Origin of the sequence: Bifidobacterium catulorum (genome assembly GCF_003129925.1) — a bacterium.
Taxonomy (GTDB): Bacteria; Actinomycetota; Actinomycetes; order Actinomycetales; family Bifidobacteriaceae; genus Galliscardovia; species Galliscardovia catulorum.
Window position 1 is genome coordinate 86185 of the sequence record NZ_QFFN01000004.1, and the last position, 20481, is coordinate 106665.

Here is a 20481-nt window from a genome sequence, read left to right on the forward strand (position 1 = left end):
CGCGCCCGGCTCCCCGAGGTTCAGGCCGGAGGGAGCCGGACGCGCACGTGAATCGAGGGGACTGCGTCTACCTGCTGGCGAACGTGCGCAGCACGAGCTTGTAGAGCTCACTGCCGACGAGCACGAACGCGGCCAGACCGATGCATTCGAGCCACTGATGCGGATCGAGGGGCGTAGTGCCGAAGGCGGCGTTCAACACCGGCACGTAGATCACCACGAGCTGCAATGCCACCGACAGGGCCATCGCGCCCCATAGCCACGCGTTGGAGAACAGGCCCCTGAACGCGCTTTGCGTGGCGGAGCGTGCGGCGAGCGCGTTGAACAGCTGGGCGAACACGAGAATCGTGAAGCCCATGGTGCGGGCCATCACGATCTGCTCGTCGTGCGTGGCGCCCATCGCGGAATCGTCGGTGAGCAGGCCTCCGGGCAGGTACAGATCCATGCCGATGAGGGTCACGACGGCCATGAGCAGTCCGACCACGAGCACGTCGCTCCACATGCGCGCGTCGATCACACGGTCGCCGGGCCTGCGGGGCCTGCGGTTCATCACGTTCTCGATGGACGGGTCCACACCCATGGCCATGGCGGGCGCGGCGTCGGTGAGCAGGTTGATCCACAGCAGCTGCACGGCGAGCAGCGGCACGGTCACGCTGTCCGCACCGGGTTCGCTGATGCCGAGGAATCCGGCGAACAGCACGCCTCCGAACACGGTGAGCACCTCGCCCATGTTGGAGCTGAGCAGATACCGCAGGAATTTGCGGATGTTGTCGAAGATGGACCGGCCTTCCCTCACGGCGGCCACGATGGTGGCGAAGTTGTCGTCCGTCAGGATCATCTTGGCGGACTCCTTGGTCACCTCGGTGCCGGTGATGCCCATGGCCACGCCGATGTCAGCCGATTTTACGGCGGGGGCGTCGTTCACGCCGTCGCCGGTCATCGCCACGATCTCGCCCTGCTCCTGCAGGGCGTCGACGATCTTCATCTTGTGTTCGGGGGCGACTCGCGCGTATACGGAGACGTCGCGCACGGCGGCGGCGAATTCCCGATCGTCGAGCCGGTCGAGCTCATCGCCGGTCAACGCCCTGCCGGATTCGCCGATGATGCCGAGGTCCTTGGCGATGCGCGCCGCCGTAAGCGGATGGTCGCCGGTGATCATGACGGTGCGCACGCCGGCCGAATGGGCCTCGGCCACGGCGTCGCGCACCTCGGTGCGTGGAGGGTCGATGATGCCGACCATGCCGGCCCAGATCATGCCGTGTTCGATGGCATCCGGCTGGTCGGCGACGTCGATGGCGAGCGCGCCGGAATCATCAAGGCGTATGCCGTCGATGCGTTCCACGGCGTCCACGCCCAATGGACGGTATGCCGACCCAAGCGTTCGGTACGCCCCGTCGGAGAGCCGTTCGACGTCGGCGAGGATGCGTCGGCGGTCGTCGGCGGTCAGGGGCCGCACGTCACCGCCGACGACGATGCGGTCGCAGTAGGCGAGCAACACGTCGGGGGCGCCCTTGGCGAACGCCGTCAGCAGGCCGCCGGTCATGGCGTCGGCCGCTATGACGGTCATCCGCTTGCGGTCGGAGGTGAAGGGGATCTCCGCCACCCGCGTATAGCGGGACGGGGCTTCCGGGGCCGCGGATGCCTCGGCCATGAGACGGAGCATCTTCCGCTCCCCCACGATCAGCGCGACCTCGGTGGGATCGCCGACGATGCCGCCGTCGTCGTTCAGCTGCCCGTCGTTGGCAACGGCGCCGATGCGCAGCACCGTCATGGCGGCGTCGAACCGCACGTCTCCGTCCCCGGCGACTATCTCATTCCCATCGACGTCGGTCACGTCGCCGACCGGCTCGTAGCCCGTGCCGGTGAGCAGCACCTCGCCCGAGGGCGTGACCACGCGCTGGACGGTCATCTCGTTGCGGGTCAGCGTGCCCGTCTTGTCGGAGCAGATCACGGAGGCAGAGCCGAGGGTCTCCACCGACGACAGCTTCTTCACGATGGCATGATGCCTCGCCATGCGCTGCACACCGAGCGCCAGCACCACGGTGAGGATCGCGGCCAGGCCTTCGGGAACCGCCGCCACGGCCAGGGACACGGCGAGCAGCAGCGAATCGATGATGTCCTGCGTGGAGTTGAATCCGTACACGAAGGCGAGCATCGCCAGCACCAGCACGGCGATTGCGCAGACCGCCAGCCCCAGCACCCTGGAAACGAACGCGATCTCCTTCTGCAGCGGGGTCGGCTCCTCCTTCTGCGCGGAGATCATGCCGGCGATCTTGCCCACCTGGGTCCTCATGCCGGTGGCCGTCACGACGAACCGTCCGGTGCCCTGCGTCACCGACGTGCCGTTGAACACCATGTTCGTGCGGTCGCCCAATGCCGCCGCGGCCTCCAGCACACCCACGTTCTTGGTCACGGGAACGGATTCGCCGGTCAGCGAGGCCTCGGCCACATGCAGCGCGGCAGCCGAGAACAATCGGCCGTCGGCGGCGACGGTGTCTCCTTCGGCGAGCAGCACCACGTCGCCCGGCACCACCTCGGAGGTCGGGATGGACACGGCGACGCCATCGCGCAGCACCGTGGCATGGGCGGCGGCCATTCTCGAAAGCGCCGCCACCGCCTGCTCGGCCCTGGCTTCCTGCGCATAGCCCAGCACGGCGTTCACCACCAGGATCAGCACGATCACGATGCAGTCGAACGGCAGTTTCTCCGCGCCGGCGGGATCGTTCGCCCGTTCGATGAACCATGCGACCAGCGAAATCGCCGTGGCCGCCAGCAGCAGGTAGACCAGCGGATCGTTGAACTGTGCCAGGAACTTCCTCCACTTGGGCACCGGAGGCGCGCCGGCGAGCTCGTTCGGCCCGAACCGCTTCAATCGCCGTTCGGCCTCCTCGCCGCCCAATCCCCGCCCGACATCGGTATGCAGCGCCGCGGCCACATCGGCCACATCGGCCAGAGAGGGGTCGTCGGGCACGATGAATTCGTCATTCGCACCGACGTTCGTCGTCGTTTCGGTCGTCATGATCTTGGTCATGATATCCCCTTCGGGTTCCGCCGCAGAGTAGTCAATCCCCCGAAATCAGACCGCCAACGGACGGCCATCGGCCGGCCCGTCGGCATCCGTCCCGCGGAACTGTGCGGATACCTTTCCCCGCGTCGTATGTAACACGCGGTTATCGGTATTGTATCGGCCCCGCCGATCCAACACGACTGACGTTTTTGCAGATTCTGTCGTTTCGGTGGACCGGGTGACGCACGACCCGGCCCGCGTGACGCATACGGCCGCGGCATCGTTCCCCGAACACGGCGAATCGATACGACAACCCGCCGGATACTGTCCATTGCGCCGCCATGTCGTCGCGAGGATAATCGTAGTCACGGCGCCAACAACGGCGTTGACGCCGGCCAACATCATCCTCGCATCGTCGGGCACGCCTTCAGGAACACCATGTGGGACAATGGAATCTATGGCTATCAAGAAAGGACCGACCAAGGGGTCGGGCGGAAAACATCGTAACAAGCTGCGCGGGCACGGCCCCACACCCAAGGCCGAGGACCGCGTATACCACAAGGCATACAAGGCCAAGCAGGCGGCGAACCGTCGAAGGATGGCCGACCCGCGTCTGGCGGCGAAACGTCGTGCGGCCAAGTTCACGTCGGACTCCGACGACATGGTCATCGGCCGCAACGCCGTGCTTGAAGCGCTGCGCGTGAACGTTCCGGCCAAGGAGCTGTATCTGGCCGCACGCATCGAACACGACGACCGTACGCGCGAGATCGTGCGTCTCGCCACGGCGAACGGACTGCATCTTCTGGAGGCCGACCGTCTTGAGATGGACCGCATCGCCCGCTCGTCCAACCATCAGGGCGTTGTGCTCAAGGTGCAGCCGTACCAGTATTCGTCGCTGCTCGAACTGGCCGACCGCGCCGACAAGAAGGCCAAGGCCATGGAGGCCGCCGGCCCCGAGGCGAAGGTCAAGGCCCGGCCGCTGTTCATCGCGCTCGACGGCGTCACCGACCCGCAGAACCTCGGCGCCGTCATCCGTTCGGCCGCGGCGTTCGGCGCCAACGGCGTAATCCTGCCGGAACGCCGTTCCGCCTCGGTGACGGCCGCCGCATGGAAAGTCTCCGCCGGCGCCGCCGCACACATGCCGGTCGCCCGCGTGGTGAACCTCACCAAGGCCATCGAAAGCCTCAAGGAGCGCGGCTACTACGCCGTCGGTCTTGACGGCGGCGGCGACGCGCTGGTGGGCGAGACCGGCTTCGAGACCGACCCGCTGATCGTGGTGCTGGGGTCCGAAGGCAAGGGGCTGAGCCGTCTGGTGCGCGAGACCTGCGATTCCATCGCCGGCATCCCGATAAGCTCGATGGTCGAATCGCTCAACGCCTCCGTCGCCGCGGGCATCAGCCTGTACGCCGTGGCCCGCGCCCGTCGTGAGGCCGTGGCCGCCGCGAAGCAGTAGGCTTCGGCCTTTTCGCCGTAACGGCATGTGATCCGGGTCCCCGTCCGTCATCCCAACGCAACGGACAGGAACCCGGGCAGCCGTCCGGTTCCTGTTCGTCACGGCATCGTCAGCGGGCCCATACCGCGGCGTCGGGATCGTCGTCGATCTCGTCGCCGTATGTGGCCTCGTCGTCGATGACGCCCGCGTCGGCGTCGGCGTTGATGGCGTCCATGGCCTTGGCGTCGAGCCTGTATTGCGGCAGCACGTTGTCGATGTAGCTGTTCACGGCCTCCGTCATCGGCACGTCATGGCCGACGTTTTCGGCCAGATACCAACGATGGTCGAGAATCTCATGGAAGAACTGCGCCGGCTCGATCTGCGACCGGTATTCCTTCGGGATCATACGCACGGTCGGCTCGAAAACCTCGCGCATCCAGTCGGTCGCCACGATCTCCAGATCCTCGCCCTGGCGCCACGTCGACGTGCGGTAGGCGTCCAGGTCGTTGAGCAGGCGACGGGCCTGGTTCTCCTGCACGTCCAGGCCTGTCAGCCGCAGCAGTTTGCGCGACGCATATCCGGCATCGACCACACGCGGCCGCACACGCACGCGGTTGCCGTCCTCGGAGGTGTTCATCTCCAGCTCGTCCACGTCGAATCCAAGCTCGTTCAGCCTGTTGACGCGTTTCTCGATCTTCCACATCTCGTCGGGACTGAAGCTTTCCACATCGGTCAGCGTGCTCCACAGCGAGCGATAGCGTCCGACCAGCCGGTTGCCCACCTCGATCTCGTCCACGTCGTCAGGCAGGAGCTTGCCGGAGCTCAGGTCCATCAGCTCGCCGATGATGTTCGTCCTGGCCAGATCGATGTCGTATTCGCGTTGCCCTTCCGTCAGCGCCGGATAGAGTTCGCCGGTCTCGGCGTCCACGAGCACGGCGGCGAAACAGTCGGCGTCGCGGAGGAACAGCACGTTCGACAACGAAACGTCGCCCCAATAGAATCCGACGAGATGCAGCCGCACCAGCAGCACGGCGAGCGCGTCGATCAGCCGGTCCGCGGTGTCTTCGCGCAGATTGCGCGCGAACAGGGCGCGATACGGCAGGGAGAACTTGAGATGCTGGGTGACGAGCATCGCCTCCAGCGGCTTGCCGTCGCGGTCGTGACGTCCGGTGACGACGGCGATCGGCTTGACCGACGGCACATCGATCTTCTCAAGCTGCCGCAGCAGTTCGTATTCGCGTTGCGCCACCGATTGCGTGATCTCCTTCATCGCGTAGACGTCGTTGCCGACACGGACGAATCGCACGACGTGGCGGGAGATGCCCCTCGGCAGGTTGGCGAGCAGGTCGTCCGGCCATTGCGACAGCGGCCTGTGCCACGGCAGCGTGAACATCTTCGGGTTCGAGCTGGCCGCGGTGATCTTCAACGCCTTGGGCTGCGACGCCCTTGACCCGCCGGCGGTCTCGTCCGCGGGCTTCACCGACGTGGCCTGTACGAGTCTGGGGTCCAATTCCACGTTTTCCATAGGCACCAACTTAGTAGATGAACGGGATGGGACGGCATCGGGCCGGCACGTATGCGTCGATGCGAATCCGTCCCGGGAATCATAAAAGCCCCGTGGCCGGCATGGCCACGGGGCGACGTACGACGAGGCGGGGCAGAGAGGGACCCCGCCTCGTTCATCGGCACGCCGCGCGTCCCACAACGCCGGCGCGCCGACATCCTGCAATCGTCGGGGAATCCCGACGAACGGTCAGTTCAGGCGGTCCTCCGTGCTCGGGGAGAACAGGTGCATCTTCTCGGGGTCGATCGTGATGCGCACGGTCTCGCCGACCTTCGGCAGCTTGCGCGGGGCCACGCGGATGGTGGTCATCTTGTCCTGGTCGCCCATCACGGAGGAGGTCTGTTCCGCCTCGGATCCGTCGGTCACGATGTTGCCGTAGATGTAGCCGTCGGAGCCGAGGTCCTCGACGTTCACCACGTGCAGACGGAACGCGTTGGCATCCTCCGGCGTGGCCAGGTCGGCATCCTCCGGCCGGAAGCCGACGACGATCCTGCCGCCGTCCTCCGGGGTGAGCTTCTCGACGATGTCCTTGGGCAGGTCGACGGTGTCGTCGCCGATTTTGGCCTGTCCGTCGACGACCGGGTGCACATTGATGTTCATGGACGGCGAACCGATGAATCCGGCGACGAACACGTTGGCCGGACGGTCGTACAGCTCGGTCGGCGCGCCGACCTGCTGCAGCTTTCCGGCCTTGATGACGGCGATGCGGTGGCCCATGGTCAGCGCCTCGGTCTGGTCGTGGGTCACGTACAGGGTGGTGACGCCCAGCGTGCGCTGCAGGTTGGCGATCTGCGTGCGGGTCTGCACGCGGAGCTTGGCGTCGAGGTTGGAGAGCGGCTCGTCCATGAGGAAGACCTTCGGCTTGCGCACGATGGCGCGACCCATGGCCACACGCTGACGCTGGCCGCCTGACAGGGCCTTCGGCTTGCGGTCGAGGAACTCGGTGAGGTCGAGGATCTTCGCGGCCTCCTCGACGCGCTTGCGGATCTCCTCCTTGGGGGTGCCGGCGATCTTGAGGGCGAAGCCCATGTTGTCGGCGACGGTCATGTGCGGGTACAGCGCGTAGTTCTGGAAGACCATGGCGATGTCGCGGTCCTTCGGCTGCATGTTGGTGACGTCCTTGTCACCGATGAAGATCTTGCCCTTGTTGACCTCTTCGAGTCCGGCGAGCATACGCAGCGTGGTGGATTTGCCGCAGCCGGACGGTCCGACGAGCACGAGGAACTCGCCGTCCTTGATGTCGAGGTTGAGGTCGTCCACCGAGGGCTTGTCGTTGCCCGGGTAGATGCGGGTGACATGGTTGAATACCACTTCTGCCATGGTGATCAGTTCCTTTCAGAGGCAGGTACGTGCCTCACGATCCGTTGTAAAAGGGGTTGTTGATTGTTTGTATTCAGTTGTTCCGTCATTGGATTAACGTCCCCGCATCCCGGCTTCGGGCTGCCGGGTCTGTCGCACCGCCAACAGCGTTGTTTGTGGTCGAGGAAATTACTCTCCTGTGAGCCATTGCCCAATATACACCATTCCCCGCAAAAACCGGTTTCGGAACAATACCCACCCGGCTGCCGACTCCCATGGGGCACGATCCCGCCGTCCGATGGCGCCGGAGCCGGCGAGGACGTCAGTCGGCGGGCACCTCGGCAGCATCATCGCCGGACCTCGGGCGGCGCTTCGCCCAACGGCTCCCGTAATCCCCCTCGGAAATGACGCGCACCCCCTCGTGGACCAGTTCGCACAGCCGGCGCCAATCGCCGCGGATCTCACGGAAGTTGTCCTTCACATCCTCCTTGAACCCGTCGAAGAACTCCCCGAGAAGCGGCAGCAGCTCATCCATGTCCTCGGGCACCTCGTCGCCGTTGTCCTTGACGTCCTGCGCGAGGCGATCGATGCGGCTGCGCATCGCATCGGCGTCCTCCGGGTTTATCTTCAGTCCGGCGACCACCGACTGGCGAATCGTCTCGTAGTCGAGATTCGCGAAGAACGTCAGCTGCTGCAAGGCCATGAACCGTTTGAGCTCGGGATGGCGGCGCTCCACGTATTCCGCACGGTCGTCCGCGGCCTTCATCCAGTCGCGGTACAGCTCCGGGCTCAGCGACGCGGTGATGGAGCCGCGGCGCATCCGGTAGTGGTACAGCGTCTTCGGAATGCGCACGACGCGCGTCGCCTCCCCAAGCACGTTGCAGATGCGCGCCATGTCCTCGATCTTGCGTCCCACGGGGAACGAGAAATCCTGGTCGCGATAGATGCGGCCGGCCGCCATGAACGCCCAGAAATACCCACCTATTTCGGACTTCACCTGCTCCTTGATGGCATCCTGCGGGGTGAGCACCTGCACGTCGTCGAAGTCGTTGTGCCGGTAGGACGACTTCAACGGCCTGCCCGTCTCGGATATGGTGTCAAATTTGAACATGACGACGTCGGCCCCATATTCGCGGACCGCGGAAAGGCATTCCTCCACGAGGTTCGTCTCGACGGCGTCGTCGGAGTCGACGAAGTAGACGAAATCGCCGCTGGCTTCCGCGAGCGCCGCGTTCCTCGCGTCGGAAAGGCCACCGTTCTTTTTGTGGATGACGCGTATGCGGCCGTCCCTCGCCGCCCACGCGTCGCACATCGCGGGGCAGCCGTCGGGCGAGCCGTCGTCGACGAGCAGGATCTCCAGGTTGCGGTACGTCTGCGATACGATGCCCTCCACGCATTCGTCGAGGAACCGTTCGACCTTATATACCGGCACAATCACCGAGACCAGCGGGCAGTCGACCATGTTTCACCTCCGCAAGACCACGATTTCCTTCCCCATGGTACCCGTACGGACCGGCAGATAGAGGCGCCGGAGGCCTGTCTGCGGGCTCGGGGTCGTCAGGCGGCCGTACTCGAAGCAGCGGCGGTCGTGGCCGAAAATAGAGGATTGCCCGCGCGAACCGGGACTTCCGGCCCCGCATGGGCCGCGCATCGGGCGCGCATCGGGCGCGACGCCCGAACACCGCGCGAAACTTGCGTAAGGAAGTGGCGAGACGCGCACGGGAATCGAACATACGTGCCACAATGGGCGGCATGAGTGATCTGACTGCGCTGAATCTGGAACCGGGTAGCCTCGTCGGCGGATATACGCTGATCTCCCGCCTTGGCGGAGGCGCCATGGGCTCCGTATGGCGCGTCAAGGACGACGGAGGCAACATCTACGCCATGAAGATCCTCCGCGACTCGCTGAACGACGACGGGGCCGACTCCGCGAACGGCGGCCCGGCGGCGGGCGCGGACAGCGCGGCGACGGCCCGCGAGCGCCTGCGCCGCGAGGCGGCCGCGCTGCGCCGGGTGAACCATCCCGGCGTATGCCAGATCGCGGACATGGAACTGGACGATTCGGTGGCGTTCATCGTGACCGAGCTGATCGAAGGCAAGAACCTGCGCGTCGACGTGGCGGAGAACGGCCGGTATGTGGCGGACGACCTGGTCCGGCTGACGCGCAAGCTCATCGACGCGGTGCGCGCCGTGCATCGCGCCGGCATCATCCACCGCGACATCAAGCCGACGAATGTGATGATCTCGCGCACAGGACCGGTTCTGGTGGATTTCGGCATCGCCATGGGCGAGGGGGAAAGCCATGTGACCCGCACCGGATTGGTGATGGGCACGCCCGGGTTCATCGCGCCGGAGATCATCGACGGCGCCGAATCCGACGAGCAGACGGACTGGTGGAGCACGGCGGCGGTGCTGGCCTTCGCCGCCACGGGAAGGCCGGTGTTCGGCACGAGCCCGATGATGGCGGTGCTGGAGCGCGCGGCGACCGGACACGCGAATCTCGCGGGATTGCCGCAGCGCACGACCGCGGCGTTCCGCAGTGCGCTCGACCCCGAGAGGCGGAACCGGTGCACGCCCGAGGAGCTGTTGCAGGTCATCGAGCGGGACGCCACGGCGCCGGGCCTGTGGACGGCCTCGGGCGCCGATGCCGGCATGCCCGGAACCGGACCGATCGGCGAGATGAAGCCGCTCGCCAAGCCGCTCGCCGGCACGGATGCGACCGCGACGCCGCAATCGCCGACTTCGCCGGAGACACCGGGACCGGGTAACGGAGACGGGGTGGTGCGCCCTTTTGGAAAAAGCTCTTCAGAGACCGCTGATCCGGCGGTGAACGACCTTCCCGACCGTGCGGAGGACCCCGAAAACCCGCGTTCGATGTGGCGCGGATTGGACGAACGGCGTGCGGCCGCCACGCAGGTCATCGGCCTGGACACGCACCGCCCGCACGCCGACGGCCCGCTGGACAAGCCGGTGGCGCTCGCCGGCCAGACACTGGGCGTACCCGTCGCACCGGCGACCGCCCCGATGACGCAGACACCCACCGAGGCCGCCACGTTCGCCATGCCTCCGCTGCCGGCCCCCACTCTGGCCGGGCAGACCGTGCAGACCGCCGCCACGCAGGCGATCTCCACCGCGGCCTCAGGCCCGAACGGCACCGCCATGCTGCCCAACATCCCCTATGCCACGCGGGCACGCCATCGCGCGCCGCAATCATTGCCTCAGCATGTGCGGCAGACCCTGCCAACCATCGAAGCTGAACCTGCCCCGATGCCACCGTCCCCGGACCTCCAGGCCACGCAGACCATGGCACCGCTCGCCGGCCCCGCGCCCGAAGACGTCGAAGCCCCTCGAACGCCGACACCATCCGACCAGACGGTGCCATCCGACCAGACGGTGCCACCATCCGACCTCCAGGCCACGCAGACCCTCGCCGCGCCGGCGATCCGCCCGCTCGGCAACGCCCAGCAGACGCGCATACTCTCCGGCGTCACACGCCCCGCCCCCGCGATGCCGGGCGGCCGCACGGTGGAATCCGCACCCGTTCCGGAAGCACGGCCCGTCACCACGGCAAACGGGCCGTCACCGGAGGCCACGGCCGTGCTCCCCCCGACGGTCACGCCACCGCGAGTCAGCAGCTCCACCGTGAACCCGATGCCGCAGCCGCCCATGGACGAGGCACCGCAGCCCGACGACCTCCCCGACCGCCCCAAACCGGAGCCCGCCCCGGCGCCGCCCGTCCAGCCGGTGGCCCCTGACGCCTATGTACCCGCCATGACCGGCTGGTACATGCAACGCGGCCGCCCCCTCCTATGCCTGCTGGCCGTACCGTTGTGCCTGTTCGCCGCCAGCAAGCCCGTCGGCGGCCTCATCATCGCCGCCGCAGCCCTGTGGCTGTTCACCACGGCCGGACTCTCCCGCCAATCGCAGCTCGCCCGCGAAGCCAGGCGCGGAGGCCTGCGCAAAGGCACCGACAGCGCCCTCATCATCGGCTCCCTGCCCTGGCATCTCGTCAAAGGTCTCGCACTGAGCCTCGCCCCCGCGGCATTGATGCTGGCCCTGTTCACGACCCTCACCGCAGTCCTGTCGCTGGCGCTCGCCCTGCCCGACGCCACCGGGAACATCAGCGTTCTGGGCCTGACCATCCCCATTCCCCTGCTCGCCGGAAAACCGTTCTCGACCTCGGGCATGATGCTCGCGGTATGCATGGCCGCAGGCTGGTTCACCGCCGCCCTTGGCCCCTATTCGCGCTTCGCACGCATCGGCGCCGGCCATCTGCGCGGATCATACGACGCCCCCTACGCCGTCATCGACGCCTACCACGGCAACGTCAACGGCAACGGCAACGACCCGCCTCAATACTCCCGGACCACGTTCGACGACCCGTATGGCCGCCCGGACCCGGGCCAGGCCGCCCAGCGCCGCCAATGGACGTTGACCATACTCTGGACCATCCTCGTCCTCGCCGGAATCGCCCTGCTCATCGCCGGCGACAGCGTGGACTGGTCCCCCATCACGCTCGCCAACTAGCATGGTCACAGTTCACGAAGCGTGAATCATCACCGTTTATTTACCTTGCGTCACTAGACTTCCCGTAGGAAATCCACAGGAATCGCATCGCCCCGCAATCATCGCGGCGACATCGCGTCATATCGGAGGAGACCACCAACACATGGCGACGAACAAGACCAACAGGACGAACGGGGCCGGACAGCCGACGAAGCGCCCCGGCAGGAAGCCCACGAACCGCAAGGCCCGTGAAGCCGCCGAGGCCGCAGCGGCCAGGGCCCGCGAGGAGCAGGCGCGCAAGGACCACCGCATCCAGACCATCATCGGCGCGGTCGTCGTCGCCATCGTCGTCGCCCTGGTGGCGGTCATCGGATTCAACATCTGGAAGGCGAACCATCCCAGCCAGGACGCCGGCGAACTCAAGGACGCCTGGTCGAAGGTGGAGCAGTCCTCCCCGAAGCCCGCGGGCACCACCGAGAAGGGCGGATTCCTCATCTCGAAGGACGGTCTGAACAAGCCGGTAGAGGGCGTGCCCACCGTCGCCGTGTACATGGACTTCATGTGCCCCGGCTGCGGCGCCATGGAACGCTCGCTGGGAGACACCTACACGAGCCTGGTCGAGTCCGGACAGATCAACATCGAGATCCATCCGATGAACTTCATGGACCGATACTCCACCGATGAATACTCCACGCGCGCCGGTAACGCGGCCATCGTGATCGCCGAACAGGATCCGACGCATCTGCTGCCGTTCATCTCGCGCATGTACGCCGAGGACTTCCAGCCGTCCGAAACCGACTACAGCCCCGTGACGAACGAGCAGATCAAGGCGCAGGCCGTCGCCGCCGGCGTCAAGGAGTCCGTGGCCGCCGAAGCCACCGCGAAGACCCCGAAATACAAGACGTGGCTTTCCGCGATGAGCACGTACACGCCGCTGCGCCAGGAGCTGTGGAACACGCAGGGCCAGCTCAAGGGTCAGATGAGCACGCCGACGATCACCGTCAACGGCAAGTATTGGAACCGCAACGCCATCCCGACCGACACCGATCAGAAGACGGCGTTCCTCAAGGCCATCGGCCTCGATGCCTCGTCCGTCGGCAAGTCCGGCAAGATTCCGTCCGTCGGCACCGACAAGGGTCCGCTGTATCCGTGATTCACGAGTCGTATCGGCCGATCCGGCGATGGCCTCCCCAAGGCGTGCTCCCCGTGATCGGCCCGGACGATTGCCGGCGTATGCCCAAGCGTATGCCCCAAGATGACAATATTCCGACGTTTGGTTATACTTGCCTTCGTTCACGATTGCGTGGGCATCGCCTCCTTAGCTCAGATGGCCAGAGCGGCCGCCTTGTAAGCGGCAGGTCGTCGGTTCGATCCCGACAGGAGGCTCCGAACGTCGGGACGGCCGATCAGCGTCGGAGGATGCATGATCGGGAAATAATTGAACAACGACAATCGAAAAAACGATGGAAAACGTCCGGCATGTTTTCGTTAACAAGGAAACACGCCGAGAACACGACCCTGTCGTACGAGTATTATGAGCAGTGATAACGCCCGTATGGCGCGTACGACAAGGGGATTAAGACTTACCGCGAGTAAGGACTCAGGAGCTTCCCCCATCAATACAGCTTCTGAGATATAGGGACGGAGCATCCCCCAACCCGCTCCGTCTTCGAGAGAGGGGCCGGAATCATCCCCCTTCTAAGCCGGCCTCTCTCTCATTTTTTTATTCATCGGCCGATGGCGTGCACAGACACGCGCGGTCTCCGATAATCGCCGGAAATGTGGGAATTTGGCGGCATCCGAACCATGCCCGGACAGGTTTAAGAAGCACCCCATACAATGAGATGAGTATTGCGTGGATTCGGGAGGATTTGATGGCACGTCGATGGACACCACAACGATTCGTGACGCTTCGACGCATCCGCGTTGCGGTCTGCGCCGTCGTGGTGACCGCGGCCAGCGTGGCGAGCTTTTTCGTGGCCACGCACAAGACCGTGGCATTGGACGTGAACGGCAAGACCACCACGGTGCAGACGAACGCGATGAGCGTCGACCGTCTATTGGAGGAACAGCACGTCGACGTCAAGACGCATGACATCGTCAAATCCACCTCGGGCAGCACGCTTCAGGACCATGCGGTCGTGACCGTGCAAAGCGCGTATCAGGCCACGGTGAACATCGAGGGGCAGGACGTGCCGTTCTGGACGGTCGCCACCAGCGCCGACCAGCTGCTCGGATTCTTCAAGGACAACGAAAAGGCCGCCTCCAAGGTCACCGTGAACATCAAAAACGTCTACAACCAGCTGACGGGTGGATTCGTCATCAACAGGGACGGACCCGTGAAGGTCATCGCGGACGGCAAGACCAGCGTGGTGCCGAACGGCAAGCTGACCGCCGCATCGATCTTCGACGCCAAGGGCATCGTGCTGGGCAAGGAGGACCGCGTCAGCGTCGGCGACGACGGCAAAGAGACCGTGCTGCGCGTGCAACGCGTGACCCACGGCGAGACGACGAAGACGGTCGCGATCCCGTACGGCACGCAGACCGTGGTCGACTCCAGCCTCGAACCCGGGCAGAAGGTCGTTCGTCAGAAGGGTCAGAACGGCGAGAAAAAGGAGACCTACAACACCACATTCGTCGACGGCAAGGCGGAGACCGCCACGCTCATCAAGGAGCAGACCGTGAAGGTGGCGTTGGACGAGATCATCGCCGTAGGACCGGAGAAGCCGAAACCCACGCAGTCCGCGTCGCCGAGCGAAAGCGCCGATGGCGACGGTTCGTCGGATGCCTCGAAGTCGCCGACCGCCAAGCCGAGCACGCCGTCTCAGAAGCCCTCCCAGTCGGCCACCGCAAAGCCGACCGCCAAGCCGACGCCCACACAGAAGCCCACCACGTCGAAGCCCACGCAGACGCAGAAACCGACGAGCACACCCACCACGCAGAAACCGACCCAGAAGCCCACGCAGAAGCCCACCAGCAAACCCACGACCTCCAAGCCGAACGGCAACACAGGCGGTTCCGGCTCCAGCGGCAGCGGGCTGTGGCATCCGTCCGCGTCCGCCGCCCAGACCTACGCCCGTGGCGCGGCGGCCCAGCGGGGCTGGACCGGCAGCAACTGGACGTCCCTGCTCAAACTGTGGGAGCGTGAATCCAACTGGCAGTGGTATGCGGAGAACGCGTCATCGGGCGCCTACGGCATCCCACAGTCTCTGCCCGGCAGCAAGATGGCCGCCTTCGGCGCCAACTGGCGTGACGACGGTGCCGTCCAGATCAACTGGGGACTCGCATACATCGCCGAACGCTACGGCAGCCCGAACGGCGCCTGGGCGCATTCCGAAAGCACCGGATGGTATTAAATAGATGACCGAAAACACCGACATGCATGATTCCGACAATTCCGCCGGACACGGCGGCCTCCTCGGGGCGGCCGACATCCGCCGCATCGCCGCATCGGCCGGCGTGACCCCCACCAAGAAGTTCGGTCAGAACTTCGTAATCGACCCCGGCACCGTGCGCCGCATCGCACGCACCGCCGAGGTCGGCGACGGCAGCCGGGTCATGGAGGTGGGGCCGGGCCTGGGGTCGCTCACCCTCGCCATCCTCGAAACCGGCGCCGCGGTGACGGCCGTCGAGATCGATCCCCCGCTGGCCGAACGTCTGCCCGGCACCATCGCGGAACGTATGCCCGAGGCCGTGGAGCGCTTCGACGTCATCAACCGGGACGCGTTGAAGGTCGTCCCCGCCGACACCCCGGACCTCGCCGCCGCGGAATCGTTCACGCTGGTGGCCAATCTGCCATACAACGTGGCCACGCCGATCATCATCACGCTGCTGGAGCGCTACCCGAATCTCACCGGTTTCGTGGTCATGGTGCAGAAGGAGGTGGCCGACCGTCTCACCGCCGGACCGGGTTCGAAGATCTACGGCACGCCGTCGGTGAAGCTCCAATGGTTCGGCACCGCCGAAAAGGCCGGGACCATCGGCCGCAACGTGTTCTGGCCGGCACCGAACGTGGATTCCGCGCTGGTGAGGTTCACCCGCACGCATACGGACCGCACCGAGGCCGACGAGGACCGGCGCCGACGCACGTTCGCACTGGTGGACGCCGCCTTCGCGCAGCGCCGCAAGACCCTGCACGCCGCGTTGAGGAAGACCGTGCCTGCCGATGCGTTCGCGAGCGCCGGCATCGACCCGTCCGCACGCGGCGAGACGTTGACCATCGACCGGTTCGCCGCCCTTGCCGACGCCACCATCACCGATGCCGCAGTGACCGATGACACCCTGACGTCGCGCCCCGCGGAAACGGAGGCCGGCCGATGACCACCGCATCCGTCGTCAGACCATCGTTCGCGTCCGACGCCCCGCGCCGTACGACGGGCGCGACAACACAGGCCGCCCCGTCCGTCGTCCGTGTGGAATGCCCTGCGAAGACCAATCTGACCCTTGCCGTCGGCGAGCCGGTGGCCGCTTGGGGCGGCCGTCATCGTCTCGACACGATGTATTGCGCCGTCGGCATCTACGACACCGTGACCGTCTCATCCAAGCCGGCCGGAAGCGGCTTCTCTCTGGATCTGAGCGGCAATCATCTGGGGGATCTGGCCATGGACCATGCGGATATGCGCCGCAACCACGCCGTCATGGCCCTGTTCGCGCTGGCCGAGGCGGCCGGCATGACGACCGACGTGGCCATCAGCCTGGAGAAACGTATTCCGGTGGGGGCCGGTCTTGGCGGCGGGTCCAGCGACGCCGCCGGCACCCTGCTTGCGTTGAACCGCCTGTGGGGTCTGGATTGGGGTCTGGACCGACTGCGTCCGCTCGCCGCCACGTTGGGCGCGGATATGCCGTTCTGTCTGTCCGGTGGCCTGGCGCGTGGCACAGGGTATGGCGAGATCATCGAAACGGTGGACGCCTCCCATCCGCATGTGGATGGCTCGATGCTGGGCAATGTGGTCGTGGGCGCCTACAACACGCAGTTGAGCACGCCCGACGTGTATCGCATGTTCGACGCCATCGGCACCGATCCGCAGAACGCGAACGATCTGCAGAAGGCGGCCATCGCATTGCATCCCCGTTCCGGCGAGGCGATTCGCGCCGCGCTCGACGCCGGCGCGACGACGGCGTTCGTCTCCGGTTCGGGACCGTCCGTCGTGGCCTGCGTGCCGGATGAGTCGGCGTCGGCGGCCGTATGCCGTGCGTGGATGGCCGGACGCACGGTGGACCGGCTGTTCGAGACCACCGCGCCGGCCACGCCCATCGTCTCCGTTCCATAGACCGGTGCAGCGTCAGCCATGCACGTTAAGGTGTTACACATTACAGACAGAAAGCGGGAAGGTACGTCATGACGAATCCTGAAGCCTTCGACGAGCGCAAGGCCCGTCAGCAGTTCGTACGAGACAGGCAGAAAATCGTGTTCACCATCATGATCGCCCTGCTGGCCGTCGTTCTGGTGGTGGCGTTCCTCTTCTACTTCGGCGTGCTCGGCAAGTCCGCCACGACGATGGCCGCCGAGAAACCGAATTATGGGGTGACCGCCCCATGCGCCACGACGGACGGCACCGGCACCGCGAAGAGCGTCGCAGCGGGCAGCGTAAGCGTCCGCGTGCTGAACGCCACCGGCAAGGCCGGTCTGGCGGACGCCGTCAGCGAGTCCCTGGTGAACCGTGGGTTCACGGCCAAGGGCGTGGCCAACTACCCGGGTACGAAGACGTTCGAGCGCACGGAGATCAGATTCGGCAAGAACGGCATCAATCAGGCGTATACGCTTGCCGGCCATTTCAATGATGCGATCCTGCGGATGGATGATCGTGCCGACAAGCTGGTGGATGTTATCATCGGTTCGACGTTCTCGAATCTTGTCGACGAGGACAGTGTGAAGACCGGCACGGATCAGGAGCTGACGTCGATTCAGAACTGCGTCTCCCCCGATCAGATCAAGAACCTGCCGTCTGCGGTGCAGCACGACGCGGTGACGAAGTAGACCCCCTCCGGCCGCCGTCGGCGGACAGCTCCCCCTACAAGGGGGAGCCGATGAGATGGGCGTTTTCGGCTCATCCCAGCTCCCCAACGGGATGGCCCCTCACCAACCGGCTCCCCAACGGGATGCCCCCTCACCAATCGGCTCCCCTCGTTGAGGGGAGCTGTCGAACGAAGTGAGACTGAGGGGAGAACACCAGCCTCAGCCGCGACCGCCTTCGGCCGCGACTCCCCTCAGACGGCCTACGGCCGCCAGCTCCCCTCAAGCCTGAGGGGAGCCGATGAGATGGGCGTCTTCGGCTCACCCCAGCTCCCCAACGGGATGGCCCCTCACCAAACGGCTCCCCTCTATGAGGGGAGCTGTCGAACGAAGTGAGACTGAGGGGAGAACACCACCTCTCTCCTCTTTCTACCGCTCTTCCTCATACCAGCGTTTGAGTTCGGCCACGGCGGCGTCGTGGTCCACAGGTCCGTTGTCAAGCCGGAATTCGAGCATGTGCTTGCGTGCACGACCGACTTCGGGACCGGGTTCGAGGCCGAGGATGTCCATGATCTGCTGCCCGTCCAGGTCGGGGCGGATCGCATCGATGTCCTCGCGCTTCTTCAGTTCGATGACGCGCGCCTCCATGTCGTCCATCGCCTCGGAGAACATCTGCGCCTTGCGTTTGTTCTGCGTGGTGGCGTCGGCGCGGGTAAGGCGGTTGAGCCGGTGGTACAGGTGTCCGGAGTCGCGCACATACCGTCGTACCGCGGCGTCGGTCCATGGTTCGTCGATATAGCCATGGAACCGCAGGTGCAACGCCACCAGATCGGTGACGTCGTCGATCACATGATGGTCGAAGTGCAGCGCCTTGAGCCGTTTCTTCGTCAGTTTGGCGCCGACGTAGTCGTGATGATGGAAGCTGACCTTGCCGCCGGGCTCGAACCGTCGGGTCTTCGGCTTGCCCACGTCGTGCATGAGGGCCGCCAGACGCAGCGTGAGATCCGGCGCGGGCACGGGGCCGTCTGGGCCGGTCTCCAGTGCGATGGCGCGGTCGAGCACCATGAGCGTGTGCTGGAACACGTCCTTGTGCCGATGGTGTTCGTCGAGTTCGAGCTGCAGCGCGGGAACCTCCGGCAGTACGATGTCGGCCAGGCCGGAGTCGACGAGCGCCTCGATGCCGGCGTGGGGGTCGTCGCTGAGCAGCAGTTTGGTGAGTTCGTCGCGGACGCGTTCGGCGGAGACGATGGAGATGCGGTCGGTCATGGTGGTGATCGCCTCGGCGGTCTCCGGTTCGATGCGGAATCCCAGCTGGGCCACGAACCGCACGGCGCGCATCATGCGCAACGGGTCGTCGTCGAACGACTGCCTTGGGTCGACCGGCGTGCGCAGGATCTTGCGATTGAGGTCGTTGGCGCCGCCGAACGGGTCGACGAACTCGCACTGCGGCACGCGCAGCGCCATGGCGTTCACGGTGAAGTCGCGTCGGGAGAGGTCGCCTTCCAGGCTGTCGCCGTAGTTCACTTCGGGCTTGCGTGAGTCCGGATCGTAGGTGTCGGAACGGTAGGTGGTCACCTCCACGCCGATCTCGCTGCCGTCGGCGCGGCGTTTCATCGCGCCGAGCGTGCCGAATTTGCGGCCCATGTCCCAGAAGCCGTGTCCCCATTTGCGCAGGATGGGCTCGAACTCCTCGGGACGTGCCGACGTGCAGAAGTCCAGGTCGTGCGATGGTCTGTCCAGCAGCAGATCGCGCACGGGACCGCCGACCAACGCCAGTTCATACCCGTGTTCGTTGAACAGTTCTCCCAGCTCGATGGCCTCCGGCCATACCGTAAATCCCACGCTCGCTCCTTTCGCTTTGCGCAATCAAGCTTACCGTTACCCCACCTGCACATTGTTTTGCGTATTGTAATAGGTATGACCACTCCCGGAGATGTTGCGCGCATGATGGCCCGCGCCGCCAGTTCTTCGGCGAGTTATAGCCAAAATGACGGGGGTTCCGCGGTCTATGCCGATGTCTTCGAGGACTCCGGCCCACGCCCGCTGTACAGTTCCGAGACTCCACAATATGGACAAAGGGCCACATTGCGGTTGCCTGAGGGAGAAGTCGAGTTCTTCGAGGACCGTATCGATTCACGCGAGGTGGAAGACAGTCCGATCCCGCCCCGGCCCACGCCCGCGATCATGGCGAAGAAGCAGACCCAGCCGACCAAATTCGCCTCGCTCGATACCCGCGACCTGCCGGTCGTGCGTGAATACTCCGCCGGCGGACTGATCTTCGACAAGGACGGCCGCGTCGCGATCATCGCACGCCACTCCCGTTCCGGCCATTTGGAATGGTGCCTGCCGAAAGGCCACATCGAAAAGGGCGAGACCCCGGAGCAGACCGCCGTCCGGGAGGTCCACGAGGAGACCGGCATCCTCGGCGAGGTCATCACCTCCATCGCGACCATCGACTACTGGTTCACCGGCACGGCACAGCGCGTGCACAAGCTGGTGCACCACTACGCGTTGCGCATGATCGGCGGGGAACTCACCGTCGAAGGCGATCCCGACCATGAGGCGGAGGATGCGATTTGGGTGGATTTCGATGATTTGAACGACGTCCTGAGCTATCCTAACGAACGTAGGATCGCGTGGCTGTATGCCCGGAAGCACAGGAAGTAAGAGATTTTGTTGCGTACACCAACCGGACACCGTGCCGGCCTCCGCGGGGCATCGCC

The 20481-nt window shown here is 65.4% G+C and carries 13 protein-coding genes and 1 tRNA gene; 9 read left to right on the forward strand and 5 right to left on the reverse strand.

Features of this window, described 5'->3' with window-relative positions; genetic code table 11:
* Positions 1-67 precede the first annotated feature (67 nt).
* Positions 68-3016 (reverse strand): cation-translocating P-type ATPase, encoded by a 2949-nt coding sequence (locus DF200_RS02965; RefSeq protein WP_109136844.1) that lies wholly within the window; start codon positions 3014-3016, stop codon positions 68-70.
* A gap of 445 nt (positions 3017-3461) precedes the next feature.
* On the opposite strand from DF200_RS02965, the gene rlmB reads away from it, so the two are divergent.
* Positions 3462-4457, forward strand: a complete 996-nt coding sequence (gene rlmB / locus DF200_RS02970) for a 23S rRNA (guanosine(2251)-2'-O)-methyltransferase RlmB (RefSeq protein WP_109136809.1) — start codon at positions 3462-3464, stop codon at positions 4455-4457.
* Positions 4458-4566: 109 nt separating this feature from the next.
* On the opposite strand, the gene DF200_RS02975 is transcribed toward rlmB, so the two are convergent.
* From DF200_RS02975 to DF200_RS02985, 3 genes are all read right to left on the reverse strand, one after another.
* A complete protein-coding gene (locus DF200_RS02975) occupies positions 4567-5961 on the reverse strand; it encodes a DUF4032 domain-containing protein (protein WP_109136810.1) in 1395 nt (464 codons plus the stop codon).
* Between the two features lie 228 nt (positions 5962-6189).
* Positions 6190-7320 carry an ABC transporter ATP-binding protein gene (locus DF200_RS02980; protein WP_109136811.1) on the reverse strand — a complete coding sequence of 377 codons (1131 nt, stop codon included), beginning with the start codon at positions 7318-7320 and terminating at the stop codon, positions 6190-6192.
* 301 nt (positions 7321-7621) lie between these two features.
* Positions 7622-8761 (reverse strand): glycosyltransferase, encoded by a 1140-nt coding sequence (locus tag DF200_RS02985; RefSeq protein ID WP_109136812.1) that lies wholly within the window; start codon positions 8759-8761, stop codon positions 7622-7624.
* A 281-nt stretch (positions 8762-9042) separates the two neighbouring features.
* Between DF200_RS02985 and DF200_RS11085 the strand changes: the two genes are divergently transcribed.
* The 7 genes from DF200_RS11085 (at position 9043) to DF200_RS03020 (ending at position 17782) form a co-directional block, all read left to right on the forward strand.
* Complete coding sequence (locus tag DF200_RS11085; RefSeq protein ID WP_439098307.1) at positions 9043-11826, forward strand: serine/threonine-protein kinase; 2784 nt, start codon at positions 9043-9045, stop codon at positions 11824-11826.
* 142 nt (positions 11827-11968) lie between these two features.
* Complete coding sequence (locus DF200_RS02995) at positions 11969-12958, forward strand: DsbA family protein (RefSeq protein WP_109136813.1); 990 nt, start codon at positions 11969-11971, stop codon at positions 12956-12958.
* Between the two features lie 159 nt (positions 12959-13117).
* Positions 13118-13191, forward strand: a tRNA-Thr gene (locus DF200_RS03000).
* 488 nt (positions 13192-13679) lie between these two features.
* Positions 13680-15161, forward strand: a complete 1482-nt coding sequence (locus DF200_RS03005) for an aggregation-promoting factor C-terminal-like domain-containing protein (protein ID WP_109136814.1) — start codon at positions 13680-13682, stop codon at positions 15159-15161.
* Between the two features lie 4 nt (positions 15162-15165).
* Positions 15166-16125 (forward strand): 16S rRNA (adenine(1518)-N(6)/adenine(1519)-N(6))-dimethyltransferase RsmA, encoded by a 960-nt coding sequence (gene rsmA, locus DF200_RS03010; RefSeq protein ID WP_439098308.1) that lies wholly within the window; start codon positions 15166-15168, stop codon positions 16123-16125.
* Entirely contained in the window at positions 16122-17075 is a 954-nt protein-coding gene (locus DF200_RS03015; protein WP_109136815.1) for a 4-(cytidine 5'-diphospho)-2-C-methyl-D-erythritol kinase, read from the forward strand. The genes rsmA and DF200_RS03015 overlap by 4 nt, the downstream gene beginning before the upstream one ends.
* Before the next feature lie 68 nt (positions 17076-17143).
* Entirely contained in the window at positions 17144-17782 is a 639-nt protein-coding gene (locus DF200_RS03020; protein ID WP_109136816.1) for a LytR C-terminal domain-containing protein, read from the forward strand.
* A gap of 405 nt (positions 17783-18187) precedes the next feature.
* Here the strand turns inward: DF200_RS03020 and DF200_RS03025 are convergent, their stop codons facing one another.
* Positions 18188-19600: a CCA tRNA nucleotidyltransferase gene (locus DF200_RS03025; protein ID WP_109136817.1), complete on the reverse strand. Its 1413-nt coding sequence runs from the start codon at positions 19598-19600 to the stop codon at positions 18188-18190.
* Positions 19601-19675: 75 nt separating this feature from the next.
* On the opposite strand from DF200_RS03025, the gene DF200_RS11210 reads away from it, so the two are divergent.
* Positions 19676-20425: an NUDIX hydrolase gene (locus DF200_RS11210; protein WP_277724804.1), complete on the forward strand. Its 750-nt coding sequence runs from the start codon at positions 19676-19678 to the stop codon at positions 20423-20425.
* The last annotated feature ends 56 nt before the right edge of the window (positions 20426-20481 follow it).